The 19793-nt window shown below is 72.7% G+C and carries 19 protein-coding genes and 1 pseudogene; 8 read left to right on the top strand and 12 right to left on the bottom strand.

Translation table 11 applies throughout. The features are described 5' to 3' along the window. The first annotated feature begins 40 nt into the window (after positions 1-40). A complete protein-coding gene (locus tag AC07C1_RS27965; protein ID WP_478943346.1) occupies positions 41-1342 on the top strand; it encodes a serine-threonine protein kinase in 1302 nt (433 codons plus the stop codon). An 18-nt stretch (positions 1343-1360) separates the two neighbouring features. On the opposite strand, the gene AC07C1_RS27960 is transcribed toward AC07C1_RS27965, so the two are convergent. Further along, a complete protein-coding gene (locus AC07C1_RS27960) occupies positions 1361-4147 on the bottom strand; it encodes a penicillin acylase family protein (RefSeq protein ID WP_478943344.1) in 2787 nt (928 codons plus the stop codon). A 207-nt stretch (positions 4148-4354) separates the two neighbouring features. On the opposite strand from AC07C1_RS27960, the gene AC07C1_RS27955 reads away from it, so the two are divergent. Further along, complete coding sequence (locus AC07C1_RS27955; protein ID WP_478943342.1) at positions 4355-4966, top strand: hypothetical protein; 612 nt, start codon at positions 4355-4357, stop codon at positions 4964-4966. A 106-nt stretch (positions 4967-5072) separates the two neighbouring features. Then, positions 5073-5690, top strand: a pseudogene (locus tag AC07C1_RS27950) (3-keto-5-aminohexanoate cleavage protein). Here AC07C1_RS27950 and AC07C1_RS27945 read toward each other — a convergent pair. Next, entirely contained in the window at positions 5660-6094 is a 435-nt protein-coding gene (locus AC07C1_RS27945; RefSeq protein ID WP_478943340.1) for a hypothetical protein, read from the bottom strand. The pseudogene AC07C1_RS27950 and the gene AC07C1_RS27945 overlap by 31 nt on opposite strands. Next, complete coding sequence (locus AC07C1_RS27940) at positions 6024-6356, bottom strand: hypothetical protein (protein ID WP_478943339.1); 333 nt, start codon at positions 6354-6356, stop codon at positions 6024-6026. Before AC07C1_RS27940 ends, AC07C1_RS27945 begins: the two co-directional genes overlap by 71 nt. A 166-nt stretch (positions 6357-6522) precedes the next feature. On the opposite strand from AC07C1_RS27940, the gene AC07C1_RS27935 reads away from it, so the two are divergent. Next, positions 6523-7590: an RNA ligase (ATP) gene (locus AC07C1_RS27935; RefSeq protein ID WP_478943337.1), complete on the top strand. Its 1068-nt coding sequence runs from the start codon at positions 6523-6525 to the stop codon at positions 7588-7590. An 83-nt stretch (positions 7591-7673) separates the two neighbouring features. Here the strand turns inward: AC07C1_RS27935 and soxR are convergent, their stop codons facing one another. Next, entirely contained in the window at positions 7674-8132 is a 459-nt protein-coding gene (soxR, locus tag AC07C1_RS27930) for a redox-sensitive transcriptional activator SoxR (RefSeq protein ID WP_478943335.1), read from the bottom strand. 105 nt (positions 8133-8237) lie between these two features. On the opposite strand from soxR, the gene AC07C1_RS27925 reads away from it, so the two are divergent. Beyond that, positions 8238-8699, top strand: coding sequence for a MaoC family dehydratase (locus AC07C1_RS27925; RefSeq protein ID WP_478943333.1), 462 nt, complete (start codon positions 8238-8240; stop codon positions 8697-8699). Here the strand turns inward: AC07C1_RS27925 and AC07C1_RS27920 are convergent. The 3 genes from AC07C1_RS27920 to AC07C1_RS27910 form a co-directional block, all read right to left on the bottom strand. Further along, complete coding sequence (locus AC07C1_RS27920) at positions 8690-9355, bottom strand: TetR/AcrR family transcriptional regulator (protein ID WP_478943331.1); 666 nt, start codon at positions 9353-9355, stop codon at positions 8690-8692. The two genes, AC07C1_RS27925 and AC07C1_RS27920, sit on opposite strands and share 10 nt — an antisense overlap. 97 nt (positions 9356-9452) lie before the next feature. Continuing rightward, positions 9453-9701, bottom strand: coding sequence for a YiaA/YiaB family inner membrane protein (locus AC07C1_RS27915; RefSeq protein WP_478943329.1), 249 nt, complete (start codon positions 9699-9701; stop codon positions 9453-9455). Between the two features lie 60 nt (positions 9702-9761). Next, positions 9762-10913 carry an acyl-CoA dehydrogenase family protein gene (locus AC07C1_RS27910; RefSeq protein WP_478943481.1) on the bottom strand — a complete coding sequence of 384 codons (1152 nt, stop codon included), beginning with the start codon at positions 10911-10913 and terminating at the stop codon, positions 9762-9764. 92 nt (positions 10914-11005) lie between these two features. Here AC07C1_RS27910 and AC07C1_RS27905 point away from each other — a divergent pair, with 92 nt between their 5' ends. The 3 genes from AC07C1_RS27905 (at position 11006) to AC07C1_RS27895 (ending at position 13542) form a co-directional block, all read left to right on the top strand. Then, entirely contained in the window at positions 11006-11647 is a 642-nt protein-coding gene (locus AC07C1_RS27905; protein WP_478943327.1) for a TetR/AcrR family transcriptional regulator, read from the top strand. 55 nt (positions 11648-11702) lie between these two features. Beyond that, entirely contained in the window at positions 11703-12416 is a 714-nt protein-coding gene (locus AC07C1_RS27900; RefSeq protein ID WP_478943325.1) for an ArsR/SmtB family transcription factor, read from the top strand. 187 nt (positions 12417-12603) lie between these two features. Further along, positions 12604-13542: a DMT family transporter gene (locus AC07C1_RS27895; protein ID WP_478943323.1), complete on the top strand. Its 939-nt coding sequence runs from the start codon at positions 12604-12606 to the stop codon at positions 13540-13542. A 3-nt stretch (positions 13543-13545) separates the two neighbouring features. Here the strand turns inward: AC07C1_RS27895 and AC07C1_RS27890 are convergent, their stop codons facing one another. The 5 genes from AC07C1_RS27890 to AC07C1_RS27870 form a co-directional block, all read right to left on the bottom strand. Further along, on the bottom strand, positions 13546-14628 hold the full coding sequence (locus tag AC07C1_RS27890) for a Zn-dependent alcohol dehydrogenase (RefSeq protein ID WP_478943321.1): 1083 nt from the start codon (positions 14626-14628) through the stop codon (positions 13546-13548). Positions 14629-14643: 15 nt separating this feature from the next. Further along, positions 14644-16032, bottom strand: coding sequence for an aldehyde dehydrogenase family protein (locus tag AC07C1_RS27885; RefSeq protein ID WP_478943319.1), 1389 nt, complete (start codon positions 16030-16032; stop codon positions 14644-14646). A 178-nt stretch (positions 16033-16210) separates the two neighbouring features. Beyond that, on the bottom strand, positions 16211-17563 hold the full coding sequence (locus AC07C1_RS27880) for an ABC transporter ATP-binding protein (protein ID WP_478943318.1): 1353 nt from the start codon (positions 17561-17563) through the stop codon (positions 16211-16213). A 751-nt stretch (positions 17564-18314) separates the two neighbouring features. Further along, a complete protein-coding gene (locus AC07C1_RS27875) occupies positions 18315-19028 on the bottom strand; it encodes a class F sortase (RefSeq protein ID WP_478943317.1) in 714 nt (237 codons plus the stop codon). After that, positions 19015-19725, bottom strand: a complete 711-nt coding sequence (locus tag AC07C1_RS27870) for a hypothetical protein (RefSeq protein ID WP_478943315.1) — start codon at positions 19723-19725, stop codon at positions 19015-19017. Before AC07C1_RS27870 ends, AC07C1_RS27875 begins: the two co-directional genes overlap by 14 nt. Positions 19726-19793: the final 68 nt, after the last annotated feature.

Raw genomic sequence — 19793 nt, 5'->3', positions numbered from 1 at the left:
TCCGCGACGCATCGTTTCCGGGGGGACGAGGGAGCCTGGCATGGCGGATCCTGGGATGAGCGTGACTCCCTACTGGGAGCTGACCTTCGACGCGGACGGGGACGTGGACCGGCCCGAACGCGACCGGCTGGTGGCGCAGGTCACGGACCATGGCGTCCGTGACCTGATCGTCTTCGCGCACGGCTGGAACAACGACCGTTCGGGCGCGACCGCGCTGTACCGCCGTTTCTTCGCACCGATCCCGGCGCTGGCCCCCACGGCCCGCCTCGGGTACGTGGGCGTCATCTGGCCGTCGATGCGGTTCAGCGACGAGCCGATCCCGGACTTCCCCAGGTCCGTGGCGGCCGTGGAGGCGGAGGCGGCACCGCGCCCGGCGCTGGACGAGGGCACCCGGCGCGCGCTGCTGGAGACCTTCCCGGGCCGGACGACCGTGGTCGACCAGCTGGCCCGGCTGCTGGACGAACGGCCGGACGGTGCCGAGGGGCTGACGGAGTTCGGGCGGCTGGTGCGGCTGCTGGTCGACGGGGAGCGGCGGGCCGGTGTGGCCGACACGGACGAGGAGGGCGAACCGGCCGTGTTCACGCAGGACCCGGTGACCGCCTGCGAGGCGTTCGCCGAGGCGCTGGCCGCGCTGGACGCACCGGGGCCGACGGCTCGGTTCCGCATCCCGAACCCGTGGGACGGCGCCAAGGAGCTGCTGAGGCAGGCGACGTACCACACGATGAAACGGCGGGCCGGGACGGTCGGCGAGCGCGGACTCGGCCCGCTGATCGGGCAGCTGGCCGACGCGGCGCCCGGGGTGCGGGTGCATCTGGCCGGACACAGCTTCGGCGGGCGGCTGGTGGCGTTCGCGCTGCGCGGGCTGCCCGACGGGGTGCGCTCGGTGAAGTCGGTGACGCTCCTCCAAGGGGCCTTCTCCCACTACGCGTTCGCGGCCCGGCTGCCGCACGAGCCGGACCGGGCGGGTGCGCTCAAGGACCGGCAGCGGCGGATCGACGGTCCGTTGGTGTGCTGCCACTCGCGCTTCGACTCGGCGCTCGGCACGTTCTACCCGCTGGCCTCGCGGCTGGCCGGGGACGACCGGTCCTGCCTGGGCAGCGAGCTTGCGGCCGTGCTGGGGCCCAGGTGGGGCGCCATGGGCCACGACGGGGCGCAGGCGGTTGCGGGCACCGCCCGGCTGGACCTGGCGGGGGCCCTGGGCGGATCGCTGCCGGCGTCGGGGTGCGTGAACGTGGACGCGGCGGTCGTCGTCAAGCGCGGGGGGCCGCCGGCCGGGGCGCACAGCGACATCGTGCACCCCGAACTGGCGCGGCTGGTACTGGCGGCGGGCCGCATCACCTGACCCGCCGCCCGTGTCACCTCAGCGATGCGAGGTGTACTCCACGACCTGCTGGAAGGTCGGCCGGTTCTGCCAGCCGATCCTGCCGTGCTTGATGCCGCCCAGGGTGCGCTGGACGATCGAGTCGGCACACCACTGGTCACCCGCCGCGCACTGGTCGTCGCCCGGATACACCTGGGCGGCGGTCAGACCGGCCGCCTGCTTCAGGGTGCTGATCAGGGTGTCCCGGCAGGCGCCGAGGCTGCCGCCGCCGCAGTACGTCCGCGCCAGGCCGCCCCGCACCGGCTCCCCCAGCACCGCCCGGATGTCCTTGTCGACATAGCTCCACCAGCCGTACTGGAAGGCGCTTCCGGCGTGCGAGCCGGTCGGGCCGTGCCCGGCGGACGGGGCTTCGTCGGTCGGCAGGTCGGCGGTGAGGGCGCTGTACAGATCGCCGCCGAGCCCCGGCTCGAACTCCGCCTTGACCAGCAGCGGCCACCAGGCGTCCAGGATGCGGATCGCGTCGGCGTCCGCGTACGTCTTCGAACCGGTCGACGTCTCCGTGCGTTTGGCGCCCGCGGTCGCCCATGCCTGGAGCCTGCTCACCGCCGCGGCGGCCGTGGAGTCGGTCACCGGCGAGGAGTTGATCACCTTCAGCAGCTTGGGCAGCACGTCCTCGGCGCGCAGATCGGCGAGGGCCGCGTCCGCCATGGCCCCGGTCAGCTTGGCACGGGTCACCCCGCCGGCCGCGACCAGCTTCTTCACCCGGTCGTCCAGCAGGTTGCCGCGGTGCACGGAGCCGTCGCCCCAGGACGCGGTCGTGTAGCCCTTGGCCTGCTTGTTGTTCCAGGAGATGTAGTAGTCCTGGTCGACGGAGTTGGGGTGGGCGGAGGCCGGGGTGTAGTCGGCCGTGTTGCCGGCCGGGTCCCAGTTCCGCCACTCGTACGCGGGCTGCGCCCACACCGGGAACTCGGCGTCCACACCGCTCGCCCGGACGGGGTTGTCACCGCTGTTGTAGTACGCGGTGTGCTGGGAGTCGGCGTAGAACCAGTTGAAGGTGTAGTTGATGTGCTGCGCCGCGCTCTGGAAGTCCTGGGGACCCTTGACGAAGTCCGGGTCGTTCAGCATCTGGAAGCCGATGATCGAGTCGGCCTCGTGCAGGTACGAGGAGCGCAGCGTGGTGTAGGCGACCTTCTTGCCGCCGACGGTCGCGCGGTACGCCACCGGCCCGTACTTCGTACGCCACGCGCGCATGGTGTACGACCCCGCCGCCGTGCCGTCGGCCACGGTCGGCTTCCAGGCGTTCTTCTGCTCGATCTTGTCCATGGCGGTGCAGGTGCCGCGGTACAGGTAGTGGTAGTCGTCCTGGCACAGCTCGACGGCGTAGGTGTCGATGATGTCCTGGCCGGAGGTCGTCGCGCTCCAGGAGTAGTCCTGGCCGCGGCCGAGTTCGACGTACATGCTCAGGCCGGCGAAGGAGGCGCCGCGGGCGCTGATGCCCGGGCCCTGGATCTCCTGCAGCATGAGCAGCTGCGGGGCGAAGTAGCCGGTCTGCGGCCCGAAGACGGCGATCGGGTGGCCGCTCGCCGTGTGTGCGCCGCTCACCACCAGGGCGTTGGACATGCCGCGCCTGGCCGAGCCGAGCGAGGTCCTGGCGGCCGTGGCGGACGTGGTCTTGGCGGTCGCGGTGGCGGCGCTGCCGGTGCGGTCGTAGACGAGCGGTTCCTGGGTCACCGAGCCGGCGTCGGGCAGCGCCTCACCCTTGGCGTCGGCGGGCTTGGTGGCGTACGGGAAGCTCTCGCCGTCGTGGACGGTGAGGGCGGCCTCGGGGTCGTTGCGCTCGCGGAAGGACTCCCAGACCGCGGTGCCCTCCTCGACGCCGTACTTGGCCTGGGCGGCGAGCAGCGAGCGGGCGTTGTCGACCTCGCCGCCACCGCCGGAGCCGAACAGCGAGCCGATCACGGAGGCCAGCGCCACCAGGTCGGTGACCTTGAAGTGCTCTATGGTGCCGGCGTTGGTGATGGAGTCCTTGTGGCCGGTCAGGACGTACTCGCCGGGGAAGTAACGGCCGCTGTCCGAGGCGTCGATGTAGGCGTTGACACCGGCGAGGTAGGCGTTGACGTCGGCGAGGGCCTGCTGGCCCCGGGCGCCGCTCTTGGCCACGGCGTTGTCGATCTGCGCCTGGAGGTCGGCCTCGGTGTAGGGCGCGTTGCGGTAGAACTGCTGCTCCAGGCCCTGGTTGGCGGGCGCGCCGCCGGCGAAGGAGGTCAGCCGGCCGCGGCCCACGTGCCGGAAGACGTCCATCAGCCACAGCCGGTCCTCGGCCGCCGCGTACCCCGCGCCGAACTCGGTGCCGTACCGGGTGGTGCCCGTGATGTGCGGCACACCGGACTTCTTGTCGCGGACGATCGTGACGTCGCCGCGGCCGGCCGGCTTCTCGGTGGAGGCGACCTGGTCGGAAGGGACGCCGAACGAGGCGTCGTTGAAGAACGTGTTGATCTTGGTGTCCGTGAGACCCGGGTAGCCGGTGGCGAGGCCGGCGTAGGGGCCGAGCTGGTCCTCGGCGTGCGCGGGTTGGGTGCCGAAGGCCTGGTTGAGCAGGATCTGGGCGAGCGTGGCGTTGCCGTTCTCGCCGGGCGGCAGGATGTCCGAGCACTGGCCGCCGCAGTAGTCGGCGGAGGCGTTCGCGTCGGCCGCCGCGGCGGTCTGGGCGAGCGGGGAGAGAAGACCGGCGATCAGGACGCATACGGACGCCGTCTTCAGGAACCCGAAGAGACGACGGGACGTTCTCACTCTGTCAAAGGCGGTACGTGGGGTTCGCCGTGGCATGGCAGCTCCTAGCGACAGGGGTGGGCGAACGTTACCGCCGGTATCCCCAGCTTTAAAGATGAACATGCGTCACTTTCCAAGTCCGTGAGCAGAGGCCCGAGAAGAGATGGAGCCGAATCGCCTGTCGATACGTCTATTCGACGACGTCCGTGCGACGACGCCGAAGTGACCGAAGTACAGGTGCAGGTGTGACGGAGGTGCAGGGCGATGGCAGGATTCCGGAGTCTGGCGAGACAAGTACGCGATCCGCGCTGCGATCTGGCGCTGCGGCGGTACTCGCTGCGCAAGTGCCTTGAGAAGTTCGCCCCTTACGGGCATCGGGCGACCTGGGACCATCTGTGCTCCCGGGCGGGGTTCGGCCCCGAGGACCGCTCCCCCGAACCGGTGCGGCTCGTGGCCGCACTGGAGGAACTGGAGGAGGCCCGTTCGGTCTGGCTCGCGTACGAGTCCAAGTTCACCGAGCGGCGGAAGAAGGAGAAGCACGACGGGCTGCGCCGGCCGGGCACCGTGGACGACTGGCACCGGCTGACCTGGGGCGGCTTCGGGGTCGCCTGGTGCGACGATCCGCGGGTCCACCCCGGTGAGCCACTGGCCGAGGTGCTGCGCCGGCTGATCGCCGCCCTGGAGCGGGCACCGGGCCGCTCCTGCCCGGTGTGCGACGGAGAGCGCCTGGTCTGGCGGTACGGCCTGGACCATGAGCCGTCGTCGGGGCCGGTCTGCACGGACTGCGGGATCCTGGTGCCGCGGCCCGTCCTCACCCACCAGGCACTGGAGTACGCCCGGCGGGACCGGCGGGAACGGCTGCTGATGTCGGCCTGAGCAAGGGGGAATTCACCGGGGGGTGCGCAGGGGATGCCGCACCCCCGACCGCGATCCGGTGCCGGGCTCGGAGCCGGTGCCGGTGGCGGCCGGCACCATCGGGGGCATGGTGCGGGTGTGTCTCAACGGGCGCCGCTCGGCAGCCGACGGCGCGGAAGTACCGATGTCGCCCGCGGATCTGGCACGCTCCGCGGCCGAAGCCGTCGTGCGGCGATCTCGTCGGCACCCGGCTCATGCCAGTTGACCGAGGGGAAGCCGGGCCGCACCGACCAGCCGCGCACCCGGGCGAGCCGGGCCGCCGGCTCGGGCTCGGCCCAGGCACCGGTGGTCACCCCGACCGGCACCGGCACACGCGCTCGTATCGCCTCCAGCACCCAGTTGCTCGACACAGGTGTGGGCGTGGAGGCGGGCATCCGGTCGGGCACCGACGGCGCGGCCCGCTTCGCGGCCTGACCGCCCGGCCCGCGGGTGCTGCGGGCGCCGGCCGAGGTGACCGACCCGGTCCCGGCCACCGCTGAGACCTCGGCCAGGCCCTGCTCGCCGGACCGGGCACGGCGGCCGGCCGCCCGGTCCAGCCGCACAGCGAGGAGGGCGGCACCTGGCCGGTGCTGCGGCCGGCCGGCTGCGTCTCGCCGCACGCGTCGGCCGGGAGGACACGCTGCTGCCCGACGGCCGGCCGGCCAGGTCGAACGCTCAGTTGGTGGCGGCGGCGGTGTCCCAGTAGGGGTGGTCCCAGCGGTCGTCGCCGGACAGGACGAGGAGTGCGCAGCGCATGGCGAGGTCGCGCTCGCCCAGGGCGTGCAGGCGGACGGCGCCGGGGCCGGACAGCCAGGAACGCAGCTCCGTGACGCCCGCGCTGTCGTCGTACCACCAGGGGAAGGGGGAGGAGTCGGACATCAGGTCGTAGAGCCAGACGTCGGCGCAGTGCACGAGGTGTGCGTCGGCGGCCGGCCCGCGGGTCCAGTCGTCGAGGAAGGGGGTCACGCTTCCGGCGATGGTGACGCAGGTGTCGAAGACGTCGTCCACACCGTACGGCGGGTCGGGCGTCGACAGGACGTCACGCCACCAGGCGCGCAGGAAGGCGTCGAGCGCGGCGGCCTGCTCGGCGGGCCAGGAGCGCCGGTCCACCCGGGCCAGCCCCCTCGGCCATCGCCCGTGCGGCCTGGGGCAGCAGGCGTCGCATCACGGCCGCGTGGTCGTCGAAGTGGTCGGGCACCTCGAAGAGATAGTACTGAACGACGTCCGTGGGCACGCGCACCCGGGGCGTGCGCAGATACGCGGTCTCCTCGGGTGCGTGGCAGTAGCCGCAACCGGTCTCCTGCGGGCTCGCGAAACCGTCGAAGACCGTGTCGATGTCCGCCAGTGCGGCGTCAAGAGCGGGTGAGGGCATGGGAGTCGGTCCCGTCGTGACTCCGTGCGCGACGTCGCCGCCGGCCGAAGATCACGACGTTAGCAGGCCGGAATCCGGTCGCTCCACCGCTTTCCCGTGCGGACAGTTGACGGCGATGAAACACGCCTGACGGGCTTCGATCCGCCCGCCTGCCGAGGAGTTGCCGATGTCGACGCTGCGCGTCACCGCCGAAGTGCTGACCGTCCACGAGCATCCGAACGCCGACGCGCTGGAGCTGGCCCAGGTGGGCCTGTACCGGGCCGTCGTCGCCAAGGGCGCGTACCGCACGGGAGAGGCCGCCGTCTACATCCCCGAGCAGGCCGTGCTCCCGCCCGGGCTGATCGAGGAGCTGGGGCTGACCGGGCGGCTGGCGGGCGGGCACGCCAACCGGGTCAGGGCGGTGCGGCTGCGCGGCGAGCTGTCGCAGGGCATCGTGTGCCGGCCGAAGGCGCTGGCGGACGTCGACCTGGCGCGGGCGGCGGCCGAGGGGACCGACTTCGCGGAGTTGCTGGGCATCACCAAGTGGGTGCCGCCGATTCCGCCGACGATGGACGGGGACGTGGAGTCGGCGCCGGACCTGCTGCCCTGGGTCGACATCGAGAACGTCCAGCGGTACCCGGACATCTTCACGCCGGGCGAGCCGGTCGTCCTGACGGAGAAGCTGCACGGTTCGGCCTGCCTGCTGACGTATGTGGCCGACGAAAACCTGCTGTACGTGTCCTCCAAGGGTTTCGGTGCCAAGTCGCTGGCGCTCAGGGAGGACCCGCGGAACCTGTACTGGCGGGCGGTGCGGGGGCACGGAGTCGCCGAGGTGGCGGCCCGGCTGGCCGGGCGGCTCGGAGCACGCCGCGTCGGCATCTTCGGGGAGGTCTACGGCGCGGGGGTGCAGGACCTGTCGTACGGGGCCGACGGGCGGCGGGACACGCTCGGGTACGCGGTGTTCGACGTCTCGGCGGAGGTGGACGGCGTCGTGCGCTGGCTGGACGCGGCGGCGCTGCTGGAGGGGGAGCTGCCGGTGGTGCCCCGGCTGTACGCGGGGCCGTACGACATCGCGCGGGTGCTGGAGTTCGCGAGCGGGCGGGAGACGGTGTCCGGGCGGGGGCTGCATCTGCGGGAGGGGGTGGTGATAAGGCCCTCGGTGGAGCGGTACAGCGCGGTGACCGGGGGGCGGGCCATCGCGAAGGCGGTGAGCCCGGCGTACCTGACGCGCAAGGGCGGCACCGAGTACGAGTAGGCCGGTCCCGGCCGGCCGGTCACCCGGCACCGCGGCCGGCCGGGGCGGGGCCGCCGGCCGCCGTGAGCGGCCCGGCCGAACGGTCAGCGGTCCTCCGCCAGCAGCCTCGACCCGGCGCGCCGTTCGCCGAACACATCGTCCGGGTTGGACAGGACGCAGTTCTCCAGGGACAGGCAACCGCAGCCGATGCAGTCGGTGAGGTGGTCGCGCAAACGGTTCAGCTGCTTGATGCGCTCGTCCAGTTCCGAGCGCCACCTCTCCGACAGCCGCGCCCAGTCCTCGCGGGTGGGCGTGCGCTCCTCGGGAAGCTCGGCCAGGGCGTCGCGGATCGTGGCCAGGGGAATGCCGACCCGCTGGGCCGCCCGGACGAAAGCGACCCGGCGCAGGGTGTCACGGCCGTAGCGGCGCTGGTTGCCGGGCGTGCGGCGACTGCTGATCAGGCCCTTGGCCTCGTAGAAGTGCAGGGCGGAGACGGCGGCGCCGCTGCGCGCGGACAACTGGCCGACGCTCAGCTCGTGGACCTTCACGGGAATCTGGGGCACTCCTCAGAGATTACCCACCTCACAGGTGCGGTCATCCGTTGACATCGACCCACCTCCCGACCATGCTAAGCAGTTGCTTAGAGATACGAGCGAGAGGCCGGGAACATGGCAGAACCGAGGACGTTCACTTCGCCCGACGAGCTGAAGGCGGCCGTGGGCGAGCAGCTGGGCCACACCGACTGGCTGGAGATCGACCAGAAGCGGATCGATCTGTTCGCCGAGGCCACCGGGGACCACCAGTGGATCCACGTGGACCCGGAGAAGGCCGCCGCGGGGCCGTTCGGGACCACCATCGCGCACGGCTACCTCACCCTGTCGCTGATCCCGCTCTTCGGACCGCAGCTGATCAGGGTCGAGGGCGTGAAGATGGGCGTCAACTACGGCACGAACAAGGTCCGTTTCCCCGCCCCGGTCCCGGTCGGCTCCCGGCTGCGCGCCACGGCGCAGATCGCCGGCGTCGAGGACGTCACCGGCGGTGTGCAGGTCACGGTCGCCTTCACCGTGGAGCGCGAGGGCGGCGACAAGCCGGTGTGCGTCGCGGAGTCGGTCGCCCGCTACTACCTCTGATTCCCGGCACCGCCCGTGAGCGCCGGGACGTCCTGCCCGGCGCCCACCATCCGGAGCACCAGGTCGGCGTAGAGCGCGCCGACCTCCTCGGGAGTGCGCGGGCCGTTCACGTTGAACCAGCGGGCCACGTCGATGCACAGCGACAGCACGGCGAGCGTGGTGCCCTGGACGTCCAGCACGTCGAACTCGCCGGCGGCCACGCCGTCCTCGATGATCCCGCGCACCTCGGCGTCCACCTGGTGGCGCAGCGCGAGGATCTCGGCACGGGCCTCGGAGCCGAGGGCGTCGAGTTCGTACTGCACGACCCGGGCGGTGGTGCGCCGCCCCGCGTGCCAGCGGACGAAGGAGCCGACGGCGTCGGCCAGCCGCTCCCTGGGGCTGCCCTCGCGGCGGGCCGCCGTGCGCAGGATGCCGAGGGCCTTGTCGTGGCCGATCCGGCTGATCCGGTGGAGCAGCTCTTCCTTGGTCTTGTAGTGGATGTAGAGCGCGGCCGGGCTCATGCCGGCGCGACCGGCGATGTCGCGGGTCGTCGTCGCGTGGTAGCCGCGCTCGGCGAAGGCCTCGACGGCGGCCACGAGGAGCCGCCTGGCCGCGTCAGGGGTGACCTCTTCCCACGGCTCCACTTCGCCGCCGGTCGTCTCCTCCGCCGTACTCATCGCTCGCTGGCCCCTCTCGCCGACAGGACCACCACCATACCGCCGACGGTGAGCGGGCGCTTAGCGTGATCGCTCGCGGCGGTGTGTCAGCAGGGGCTCAGAGCTTCTCGAACGGGTTGTACGCGCGCCGCCCCGCCGCCTCCTGCCGGTCCCTGATCACCTTCGCCAGGGTGAAGGCCGACGTGACCAGGTACAGGACGGCGATGCCCAGGAAGGCCCGGACCCAGGCGTCGGCGTGGAGCTTGAAGATGCCGATGGCCGTCGCCGCCATGGCGACGGAGAAAGAGGCGACGGCCTGACCGTAGAAGGCCGCCGTGTTCTGAGTCTTGTCCGATGTCTCGCTCATGCCGTCCAGGATCGGCGGACGTGGCCCGCGCCACATCCGCCGAGATACTCAGGAGGGTACTCAGAACGCCGAAACCCCGGTCAGGGAACGCCCGATGAGCAGCTTCTGGATCTGGCTGGTGCCCTCGTAGAGGGTCATCACGCGGGCGTCGCGCAGCAGTTTGCCGGCCGGGTACTCGTCGATGTAGCCGTAGCCGCCGAAGACCTGGAGTGCGTTGTTGGCGGCGCGGACGGCGGCCTCGGAGGCGAACAGCTTGGCCTTGGACGACTCGACGGCGAACGGCCTGCCGCGGTCGATCAGGTCGGCGACCCGCCAGGTCAGCAGCCGGGCCGCGTCGACGTCGACGGCGATGTCGCTGATCAGCTCCTGCACCAGCTGGTGACGGGCGATCGGCCTGCCGAACTGCTCGCGCTCACCGGCGTACCTGACGGCCGCGTCCAGCGCGGCCTGGGCGATGCCGACGCATCCCGCGGCCACCGACATGCGCCCCTTGGCGAGCGCGGACATCGCGACGGAGAAGCCCTTGCCCTCCTCGCCCAGCAGGGCCGAGGCGGGCACGCGGACGTCCTCCAGGACCAGTTCGGCGGTGGCCTGGCCGCGCAGGCCGAGCTTGCCGTGGATGGTGCGGCGGGTCAGGCCGGGGCTGTCGGTGGGGACGAGGAAGGCGGAGACGCCCTTGTGGCCGGGGGCCTCGGTGGAGCGGGCGAAGAGCAGGACGACGTCCGCCCACGTCCCGTTCGTGATGAACATCTTGGTGCCGCTGATGACGTAGTCGTCGCCGTCGCGCACGGCCCGGGTGCCGAGGTTGCCCGCGTCGGAGCCGGTGCCCGGCTCGGTGAGGCCGAAGCAGCCGACGTACCGGCCGGCGGTCAGCCCCGGCAGCCAGCGCCGCTTCTGCTCCTCGCTCCCCCAGGCGGCGATCGACTTGGCGACCAGCCCCAGGGACACGGAGACGATCCCGCGCACCGAGGAGTCGCCGCGCCCCAGTTCCTCGGTGACCAGGCAGTACGCGAGGTGGTCGCCGCCGGAGCCGCCGTACTCCTCGTCGACGGTCAGACCGAGGAAGCCGACGTCGCCGAGCTTCTTCACGATGCCCCGGTCGACCTCCTCGGCCCGGTCCCAGGCGACCACGTGCGGGGCGATCTCGCGCTCCACGAAGTCCCGGGCGAGCTGCCGTACGTCCGCCTGCTCCTCGCTGAGCCCCAGGTTCACCACGAGATCACCCCACAAACCAGATGGTTCTTGAAAGCCGTACGTTTAAATTAGCACTGCTAGTTTCCAGCCGCAGCCCTACTATGTGCGCCATGGCCCGACCACGCAAGCCCCTCCTCAGCACCGACCGGATCGTCGCCACGGCCCGGGAACTCGTGGACGCCGAGGGCCTGGCGGCCGTCTCCACCCGGCGGCTCGCCGCCGAGCTGGGGGTGAGCGGGCCCTCGCTCTACAACCACTTCCGGACCAAGGACGAGATCCTGGAGGCGGTCGCGGACTCGGTGAGCGGGCTGGTGGACCTGTCGATGTTCGAGGACGGCCGGGAGTGGCGGACCGCGCTGCACGACTGGGCGGTCTCCTACCGGGCCGCCCTGCGCGACCACCCGAACATCGTCCCCGTCCTGGCCCGCGGCCCCGGCCGCCGCCCCGCCGCCCTGCGGCTGGCCGACGCGGTGTACGGCGCGATGGTCGACGCCGGCTGGCCACCGGCGCAGGCGACCTCCATCGGCGCGCTGATGCGCTACTTCATCATGGGCTCCGCGCTCGGTTCGTTCGCCGGGGGCTTCGTGGACGACGCGAGTGCCTACGACCCCGCCGACTACCCCCACCTCGGCCAGGCGCATCTGCTCGCCGAGCAGCAGGAGAAGATCGACGAGCGGGCGTTCGAGACGGGGTTGAGCGCCTTGCTCGACGGGCTGGCGCAGCAGTACCAGCAGGTACGGCAGAGCGTATGAGGACCGCTTCGACACTTCGGCCGGGGCCGAAGTGTCGGTACCGCATGCTGGGTGCATGAACGCCAAGGACTCCCAGGCGGCGGCCCTCGCCGCGCTCGCCGCGCTGATCGCCGACGAGACCCGGGCCGCGTGCCTGCTGGCACTGCTCGACGGGCGGGCCTGGACCGCCGGGGAGCTGGCCCGGCACGCCGGGGTCGCCCCGTCCACCCTGAGCGAGCACCTAGGAAAGCTGGTCGCGGGCGGACTGCTCGCCCAGGAACGGCAGGGCAGGCACCGGTACGTCCGGCTGGCCGGCGCGCGCGTGGCCCAGCTCGTCGAGGATCTCGCGGCGCAGGTGCCTCCGGCGACCGCACGGCGCCCCGCCCGCACGCTGCGGGAGTCCAGCGCCGGGTCCGCCATGGCCCGCGGCCGTACCTGTTACGACCATCTCGCCGGGCGGCTGGGCATCGCGGTCACGGATGCGTTGACCTCGGGCGGTCTTCTTCGTCAGGACACGGGGTTCGCGCTGACGGACGCGGGAGTGGAGTGGTTCGGTACGGCCGGTATCGCCCTCGACCTCTCCAGCCGGCGGCCACTGGCCCGCGCGTGCCTCGACTGGACCGAGCGCCGGGCCCACCTCGCGGGTGCGGCGGGCGCCGCGCTGTGCGGGCACGCGCTGGACGCGGGGTGGTGCGTGCGGATCGGCTCCGCTCGGGCGGTGAAGGTGACTGCCTCGGGGGAACGGGCGCTGTCCGACCTGTTGGGCATCCCGTCCGGTGCCCTGCGATGAGTTCGGCCACGGGGGTGGGCGGCGAGGCCCTGGCGCGGGTGCGCGGTGGCTGGTCGCGCGTGGCCCCCGCGCCACTGCGGATCGCAGACCGCCGCCGGGGAGCGACCGCCTCCCGCCCAGCCACAGCACCGGCGCCCCATCCGATTTCCGCCAGTCGATACCCAGCCTCGTACCTAGCCTCAGGAGCATGATGAACGTCATCCGGAACCGCCCTCGCGCACTCGCCACCGGTGCCGCCGCCGTCACCGTGCTCCTGTGGGCCTCCGCCTTCGTGTCGATCCGGAGCGCGGGGCAGGCGTACTCCCCCGGCGCGCTGGCCCTCGGCCGGCTGGTGTCGGGTGTCCTCGCCCTGGGAGTCATCTGGGCCGTACGCCGGGAAGGACTGCCACCCCGAGCCGCCTGGCGCGGGATCGTGCTCTCCGGGCTGCTGTGGTTCGGGTTCTACATGGTCGTCCTGAACTGGGGCGAGCAGCAGGTGGACGCGGGTACGGCGGCCCTGGTCGTGAACGTCGGCCCGCTGCTGATAGCCCTGCTCGGGGCCCGGCTGCTGGGTGATCCGATGCCGCCGAGGCTGCTGGCGGGAATGGCGGTGTCCTTCGCGGGCGCGGTGACCGTGGGGCTGTCGATGTCGGGCGGCGGCGGGTCCTCCTTGCTCGGCGTGCTGCTGTGTCTGCTCGCGGCCGTCGCGTACGCCTCCGGGGTCGTCGCACAGAAGCCCGCCCTGGGGCAGGCGAGCGTGTTGCAGGTGACGACGTTCGGCTGCCTGGTCGGTGCCGTGGCCTGTCTGCCGTTCGCCGGGCAGCTGGTGCGCGAGGCCGCCCACGCACCCCTGCCGGCGACCCTGAACATGGTCTACCTGGGCGTCTTTCCGACCGCACTGGCCTTCACCACCTGGGCCTACGCCCTCGCCCGGACCACCGCCAGCCGGATGGGGGCGACCACGTACGCCGTGCCCGCGCTCGTGGTGCTGATGTCCTGGCTGGTGCTCGGCGAGGTGCCCGGGGCGCTCACACTGGTGGGCGGCGTGCTGTGCCTCGCGGGTGTGGCGGTGTCGCGGTCCCGGGCGCGCGGTGGCCGGACGGCCCGGGCCGCGGCCCAGGAGCCGCGACCCGAGAAGGTGCCCTGAGCGTCAGAAGACCACGAGTGCCCGGCCGCCCTTGCCCGCCAGCATGTTGTCGAAGGCGGCCGGGATGCCCTCCAGGGCGATCCGTTCGGTGACCAGCGCGGACAGGTCCAGGCGTCCCTCACGGACGTGCTCGGCGAGCACCGGCAGCTCGTGGGCCGGGTCGGTGTTGCCGTAGACGCAGCCCGACAGGGTGCGGCCCCAGTGGAAGATCTCCAGGGCGTTGAAGGTGACCTGCTGGTCCTTGCCGCCGATGCCGACCACCGTCGTACGGCCGCCCCGGCGGGTGGAATCCCAGGCCGCCCTGATGGTGACGGCCCGGCCCACGCATTCGACCGAGACGTCGACGCCCTGCTTGCCGGTGAGGGCGCGGATCTCGCGCGGGGTGTTCTCCGAGGCGAGGACGTAGTCGGTGGCACCTGCGGCGCGGGCCAGCTCCTCCTTCTCGGGGGACACGTCGACGGCGATGATCCGGGACGCGCCCGCGATGCGGGCCGCCTGGAGGGTGGCGAGGCCGACTCCGCCGGCACCGAAGACGGCGACCGTCTCGCCGGCCTGGACCTTCGCGGAGTTGTGGACCGCGCCGTAGCCGGTGAGGACGGCACAGCCGAGGAGGGCCGCGTCGGTGAGCGGGATGCCCTCCGGGAGGGGCAGCACACAGGACGCGGAGACCACCGTCTCCTCGGCGAACGCGGCGACGTTCAGGCCGGGGTGCAGTTCGGTGCCGTCGGTCGTGCGGGCGTGGACGGCGGCGGCGCCGCTCAGGGCATCGGCGCACAGCCAGACCTCGCCGAGCGTGCAGGCGTGGCAGCTTCCGCAGGAGGGCGCCCAGTTGAGGACCACGCGGGCGCCGGGTGAGACCTGGGTGACGCCCTCCCCCACGGCGACGACCGTGCCGGCGCCCTCGTGGCCGAGGACGGCCGGGACCGGTACCCGCATGGTGCCGTTGGCCAGGGACAGGTCGGAGTGGCAGACGCCGGCGGCGGCGAGGCGGACGCGGACCTGCCCGGGGCCCGGGTCGGGCAGCTCGATGCCGGTGATCTCCAAGGGGGCGCCGATGGCGGGCAGGACGGCGGCTCGTACGGCCATGACTGTCGGACTTCCTTAGAACTGGAGGGACTTGGTCTGGAGGTACTCGGCGAGTCCGTGCGCGCCGAGTTCCCGGCCGACGCCGGACTGCTTGTAGCCGCCGAAGGGCGCGAACGGGTTGAACCGGCCGCCGTTGATGTCGACCTGGCCGGTGTCCATGCGGCGGGCGAAGGCGACCGCCTCGGCCTCGTCACCGGCCCAGACCGCACCGGCGAGGCCGTACACCGTGCCGTTGGCGATGCGCAGGGCGTCCTCCTCGTCCTCGTAGCGCAGGACGCAGAGAACGGGACCGAAGATCTCCTCCTGGGCGATGGTCATCTCCGGCGTGACGTCGGCGAAGACGGTCGGGCTGACGAAGTAGCCCTTCTCGCAGGGCGCTTCGGGGCCGCCGGCGGCCAGGCGGGCGCCCTCGGCGATGCCCTTCTCGATGTAACCGCGCACCCGCGTCTGCTGCTTGGCGTTGACGAGCGGCCCGATGCGGTCGCCGTACTTCGCGGCGGCCGCGGCGGCCAGTTCCACCGCCTCGTCGTACTGGTCGCGGTGGACCAGCATGCGGGTCCAGGCGCTGCACGTCTGGCCGGAGTTGGACATCACGTTGGCGACACCGACGCCCACCGCCTTGGCGAGGTCGGCGCTCGGCAGGATGACGTTGGCGGACTTGCCGCCGAGTTCCAGGGCGACCTTCTTGACGGCCGCGCCGGCCACCGCGCCGATCTGCCGGCCGATCGCCGTGGAGCCGGTGAAGGAGACCAGATCCACGCCCGGGTGCTCGGCGAGAGCTTGTCCGGCGACCGGGCCGAGGCCGGTGACCAGGTTGAACACGCCCGCCGGCACACCCGCCTCGTGCACCGCCTCGGCGAACAGCTGGGCGGTGAGCGGGGTGTCCTCGGCCGGCTTGAGGACGACCGTGCACCCCGCGGCGAGCGCCGGGGCCACCTTCGCGACGATCTGATGGAGGGGGTAGTTCCAGGGGGTGATCGCGCCGACCACGCCGATCGGCTCGTGCAGGACGGTGGAGTTGCCCACCTTCTCCTCGAAGGGATGGGTGGCGGCCAGCTCGGCGTAGGAGCCCGCGACCGCGATCGGCACACCCGCGTGCACGGCCTGGGAGAACGCGAGCGGCGAGCCGAGTTCGGCGGTGACCGTCTCGGCGATCTCGTCCTTGCGGGCCACGAGGACGTCCCGGAGTGCGGTGAGGCGCGCGGCGCGCTCGGCCGGGGGTGTGGCGGCCCAGGCGGGAAGGGCGGCGCGCGCGGCGCGTACGGCGGTGTCGACGTCCAGGGCACCGCCCGCCGGGACGCGGGCGATGATCTGCTCGTCGGCCGGGTTCACGACCTCGATCCCGTCGCCGCTCGCGGCGGGGCGCCAGGCGCCGTCGATGTACAGGCCGTCGTGTGCCTTCATGCTGCTTCCTCCCGGCGGGGCTATGTCGTCCGGCACACAAACTAGCGGTGTTAGTTTTCGCGCGCCAGACATACCTTTGGCCACCTGGCCGCCTTCGGCCGCCCGACCTGCCCGGGGCATCGGGCGGACCTGGGTCGCCAGGTGTGCCGGTCATCATCATCGCCGCCCCGGCGGTCGCTCACTCGTCCAGGTCGGGCAGCCGGTCGGGGGACGGGCAGATGCGGTCGCCGTGCTGGTCGAAGACGAAGAGATGGGCGAGGTCGACGAGGAGCGGGACCTGCATACCGTGGTGCAGCCGGATGTCCGGGGTGGTGCGCACGACCAGGTCGCCCGGCAGCCGCCCCTCCGGCGGGGCGGGCTCGGGCCGGTCGTCCCCGTCCCGCTCCGGCGGATCCTCCAGGACCACCACCGGCCCGGCGCGCAGCGACCCCGCCCGCTCCCGCAGCCGGTCCAGCATGGTCGGCCCCGCCCTGCGGCGCCGGCGCGGCGGCCCGGTGCCCGGACGCGGGGCCTCCAGGTCGGGTACGACGGCCGGGCTGGACCCGGTGTCGAAGTGGACGAGGATCTCGTGCCCCTGGAACTCCACGTGCTCGACCAGACCGGTGAGCGGCACCTCGCCGGGCCGGGCGGAGCTGTGCCTGGCGATGCGCACCGCCTCCGAGCGCAGCCCGACGATGACCTCGCGCCCCTGCTGCACGCGCAGCAACTGGTGGTCCAGGCAGAGGGGTTCGGGCAGGCGCAGGGCCTGCTTGCCCAGGCTGACGGTCATGGCGCCGTCCAGCGGGGCGCGGACCAGGCCGCGCAGCAGGTTGATGCGCGGGGTACCGATGAAGGCGGCGACGAAGACGTTGCGGGGCAGCGCGTAGACCTGGCGCGGGGTGCCGAGTTGCTGGAGGACTCCGCCGCGCAGCACGGCCACCCGGTCACCGAGGGACATCGCCTCGGCCTGGTCGTGGGTGACGTGGACCGTGGTGACCCCCAACTCGCGGGTCAGCTGGGATATCTCGGCGCGGAGATGGTTGCGGAGCTTGGCGTCGAGGTTGGACAGCGGCTCGTCCATCAGGAAGGCGGAGGGGTGGCGGGCGATGGCCCGGCCCATCGCCACCCGCTGCCGCTCACCGCCGGAGAGCTGCCCGGGAAAGCGGTCGAGCAGATCCTCGATGCCCAGCATGCGGGCGGTGGCGGTGACGCGCGGGCCCGGGTCGGCGCCGGGCGCCTCGATGCGCAGCGGGAAGCCGATGTTGTCGCGGCTGGTCATGCTCGGGTAGAGGGCGAAGTTCTGGAAGACCATGGCGATGTCCCGTTCGGAGGGCTGCCAGTCGTTGGCGTACTCGCCGTCCAGCAGCAGCTCGCCCTCGTCGATCTCCTCCAGACCGGCGATCATCCGCAGCACGGTGGACTTACCGCAGCCGGAGGGGCCGAGCAGGACCAGGAACTCGCCGGGCGCGATGTCCAGCGAGAGCCGGTCCACCACGCGCGGGCCGCGGGCGTAGGACTTGCTCACGTCGTGCAGAGAGATGGCGCGTGTCATGGCTGCTGCCCCCGGGGGCTGTCCGGAGCGCCGCTGCTCCGTGGTCCGAAGGCCCCGTGCGGCTCGTACGGGGCCTGTGGGTCACGGAAGTTAACGGACTGTGCGCGGTCGGGGGAAGACATGGCACGACGGCGGACGCTCCGGCCCAGGCAGCGCACGAAACGGACGCCGACGTTCGAGCCGACGGCCCTGGGCACCGGCCGGCTACGCGGCCCCCCGCGCCGTCCGGGGGGGCCACACGGCGCGGGGGCGGTCAGCGGGCCGGGGAGCCGGACGGCGGGGGGGAGTCAGCGAGCCGAGGGCCGGACGGCGGGGGGAGTCAGCGAGCCGAGGGCCGGACGGCGGGGGGAGTCAGCGAGCCGAGGGCCGGACGGCGCGGGGAGTCAGCGGGCCGAGGGCCGGACGGCGGGGGGGAGTCAGCGGGCCGAGGGCCGGACGGCGCGGAGGCAGCAAACCGACCGAGAGGACCGGACGACGCCAGGGCAGCCAGCAGGCCGGAGAGCCGAACCACGCCGGGACGAACAGCCGACCGAGAGGACCGGACGACGCCGGGGCAGCCAACAGGCCAGGGAGCCGAACCACGCCGGGACGGTCAACCGACCGAGAGCACCGGACGACGCCGGGGCAGCCAGCAGGCCGGGGGCCGGACTACGCAGGGGCGGCGAGCCGGCCGGGAGGGACGGACGGCGCCGGGCGGTCAGCGGGGCGGGGCGCCGGACGACGGTGCGGGGGCGGTGTCCGCACCGTCCGGTCACTTCGTCGCGCTCAGGTGGGCGAAGACCACCACGTTGCTGGTGTAGCCCGTCCGCCGGCTGAAGAGGCCGCCGCAGGTGATCACACGGAGTTCCGGGCGCCGGGCCGGGCCGTAGACCTCCCCGTCCGGGAAGCCCACCTTGTCGAAGACCTTCACCCGGTCCACGGTGTAGACGGCGGTACGCCCGTCCACCCGTTTGACCTCGATGAGCCTGCCGGGCTTGACCTGGGCGAGCGCGGCGAACACGGCACGGCCGGTCGGGGTGTCGCGATGACCGACGGCGATCGCGGTGCCGGACTCGCCCGGTGTGGGGCCGCCCTGGTACCAGCCGACCAGCTTGGGTCTGTCGACGGGCGGTGTCTCCAGCTGCCGGTCCCGGTCGAGCCGGATGGCCGTGATCGGGGCGTCGATCCCCAGCGAGGGAACGCGGAAGGACGTGGGCCGGGACCGGGGCAGCGGGCGGGGCGGGGGCGCGGCGGGAGCCGTGCCGGGCTCTTCCCGGCTCGGACCGCGTCCGTCCGCCCGGGCGGAGTGCGGGCCGGCGGCCGCCTCGGCGCCCGGGTCGCCCGGCCGGCCGGGGACGGCCGGTGTACCGGGTCCGCCGCACCGCGTCCCGACCGTCACCAGGACGACCACGAGCAGGGCCGTCCTGGTGAGGCGGTAGGCGCGGGTCCGGTGCCACGGCCTGCGTCTGCGCCTACGCGGCACCATGGGGCCGCCGGCGGATCAACCGGAAGTACACGGCACCGCAGACCGCTACCAGGCCCACCGCCGCCGCCGCGGTCACCGGCGAGTAGGCGGCCGCAGTGTCGACGAGACCACCGCCGCCCGCGTGCACGCCACCCTTCGGGGGTTCGCGGTCGCTCTGGCCCCAGCCCCCGTTGTCCTCCTGGTGGTCCTCGATCTGTCCGCCCGGCCCCTGGGCCCCGTCGTGCTGGCCGTCGTGCTGGCCGCCGTGCTGGCCGTCGTGCTGGCCGTCGTGCTGGCCTTCGCGGCAGTTGACCCGGAAGACCTTCTCCTTCGTGGCACCCCCCGCGACCCAAGTGATCTTGTACTGCCCGTCGGCCAGCCCCAACGGGTCGGTGTGCCCGGCACCCCCGGCGAGCTGGATGGTGCCGGCGACCGTGGCCGCGGTGGGCAGCGGGGGCTGCGGCGTGATGGTGTACGCGATGGTGGGGAGGACATCGAAGTTGACCGCGTCGAGGTAGAACCTGCAGACCAGGGGGTCGTCCTTGCCACCCAAGGCGGGATACGCCTCGGCGCGGTGGATCCTGATGTCGCCGTTCTCGCCCGCGGCCACCGCGTTCGGCGCCGCAACCCATGACGCGCCCGCCGCGGCGAGGGCGGTGAGGACGACTGTGGCGCCCGCGCGGGAGGCTACGGCACGTGGGAGTGTCAGGGTGGGCATGCGCAATCCTCCGAGTTCAGACGATTTTCATACAATCGCTCTTTCGCCTGGACTCTCCGTCATGGACC

It is taken from the genome of Streptomyces sp. NPDC045022, from assembly GCF_056432605.1.
This window is presented reverse-complemented; position numbering and strand designations above follow the sequence as displayed.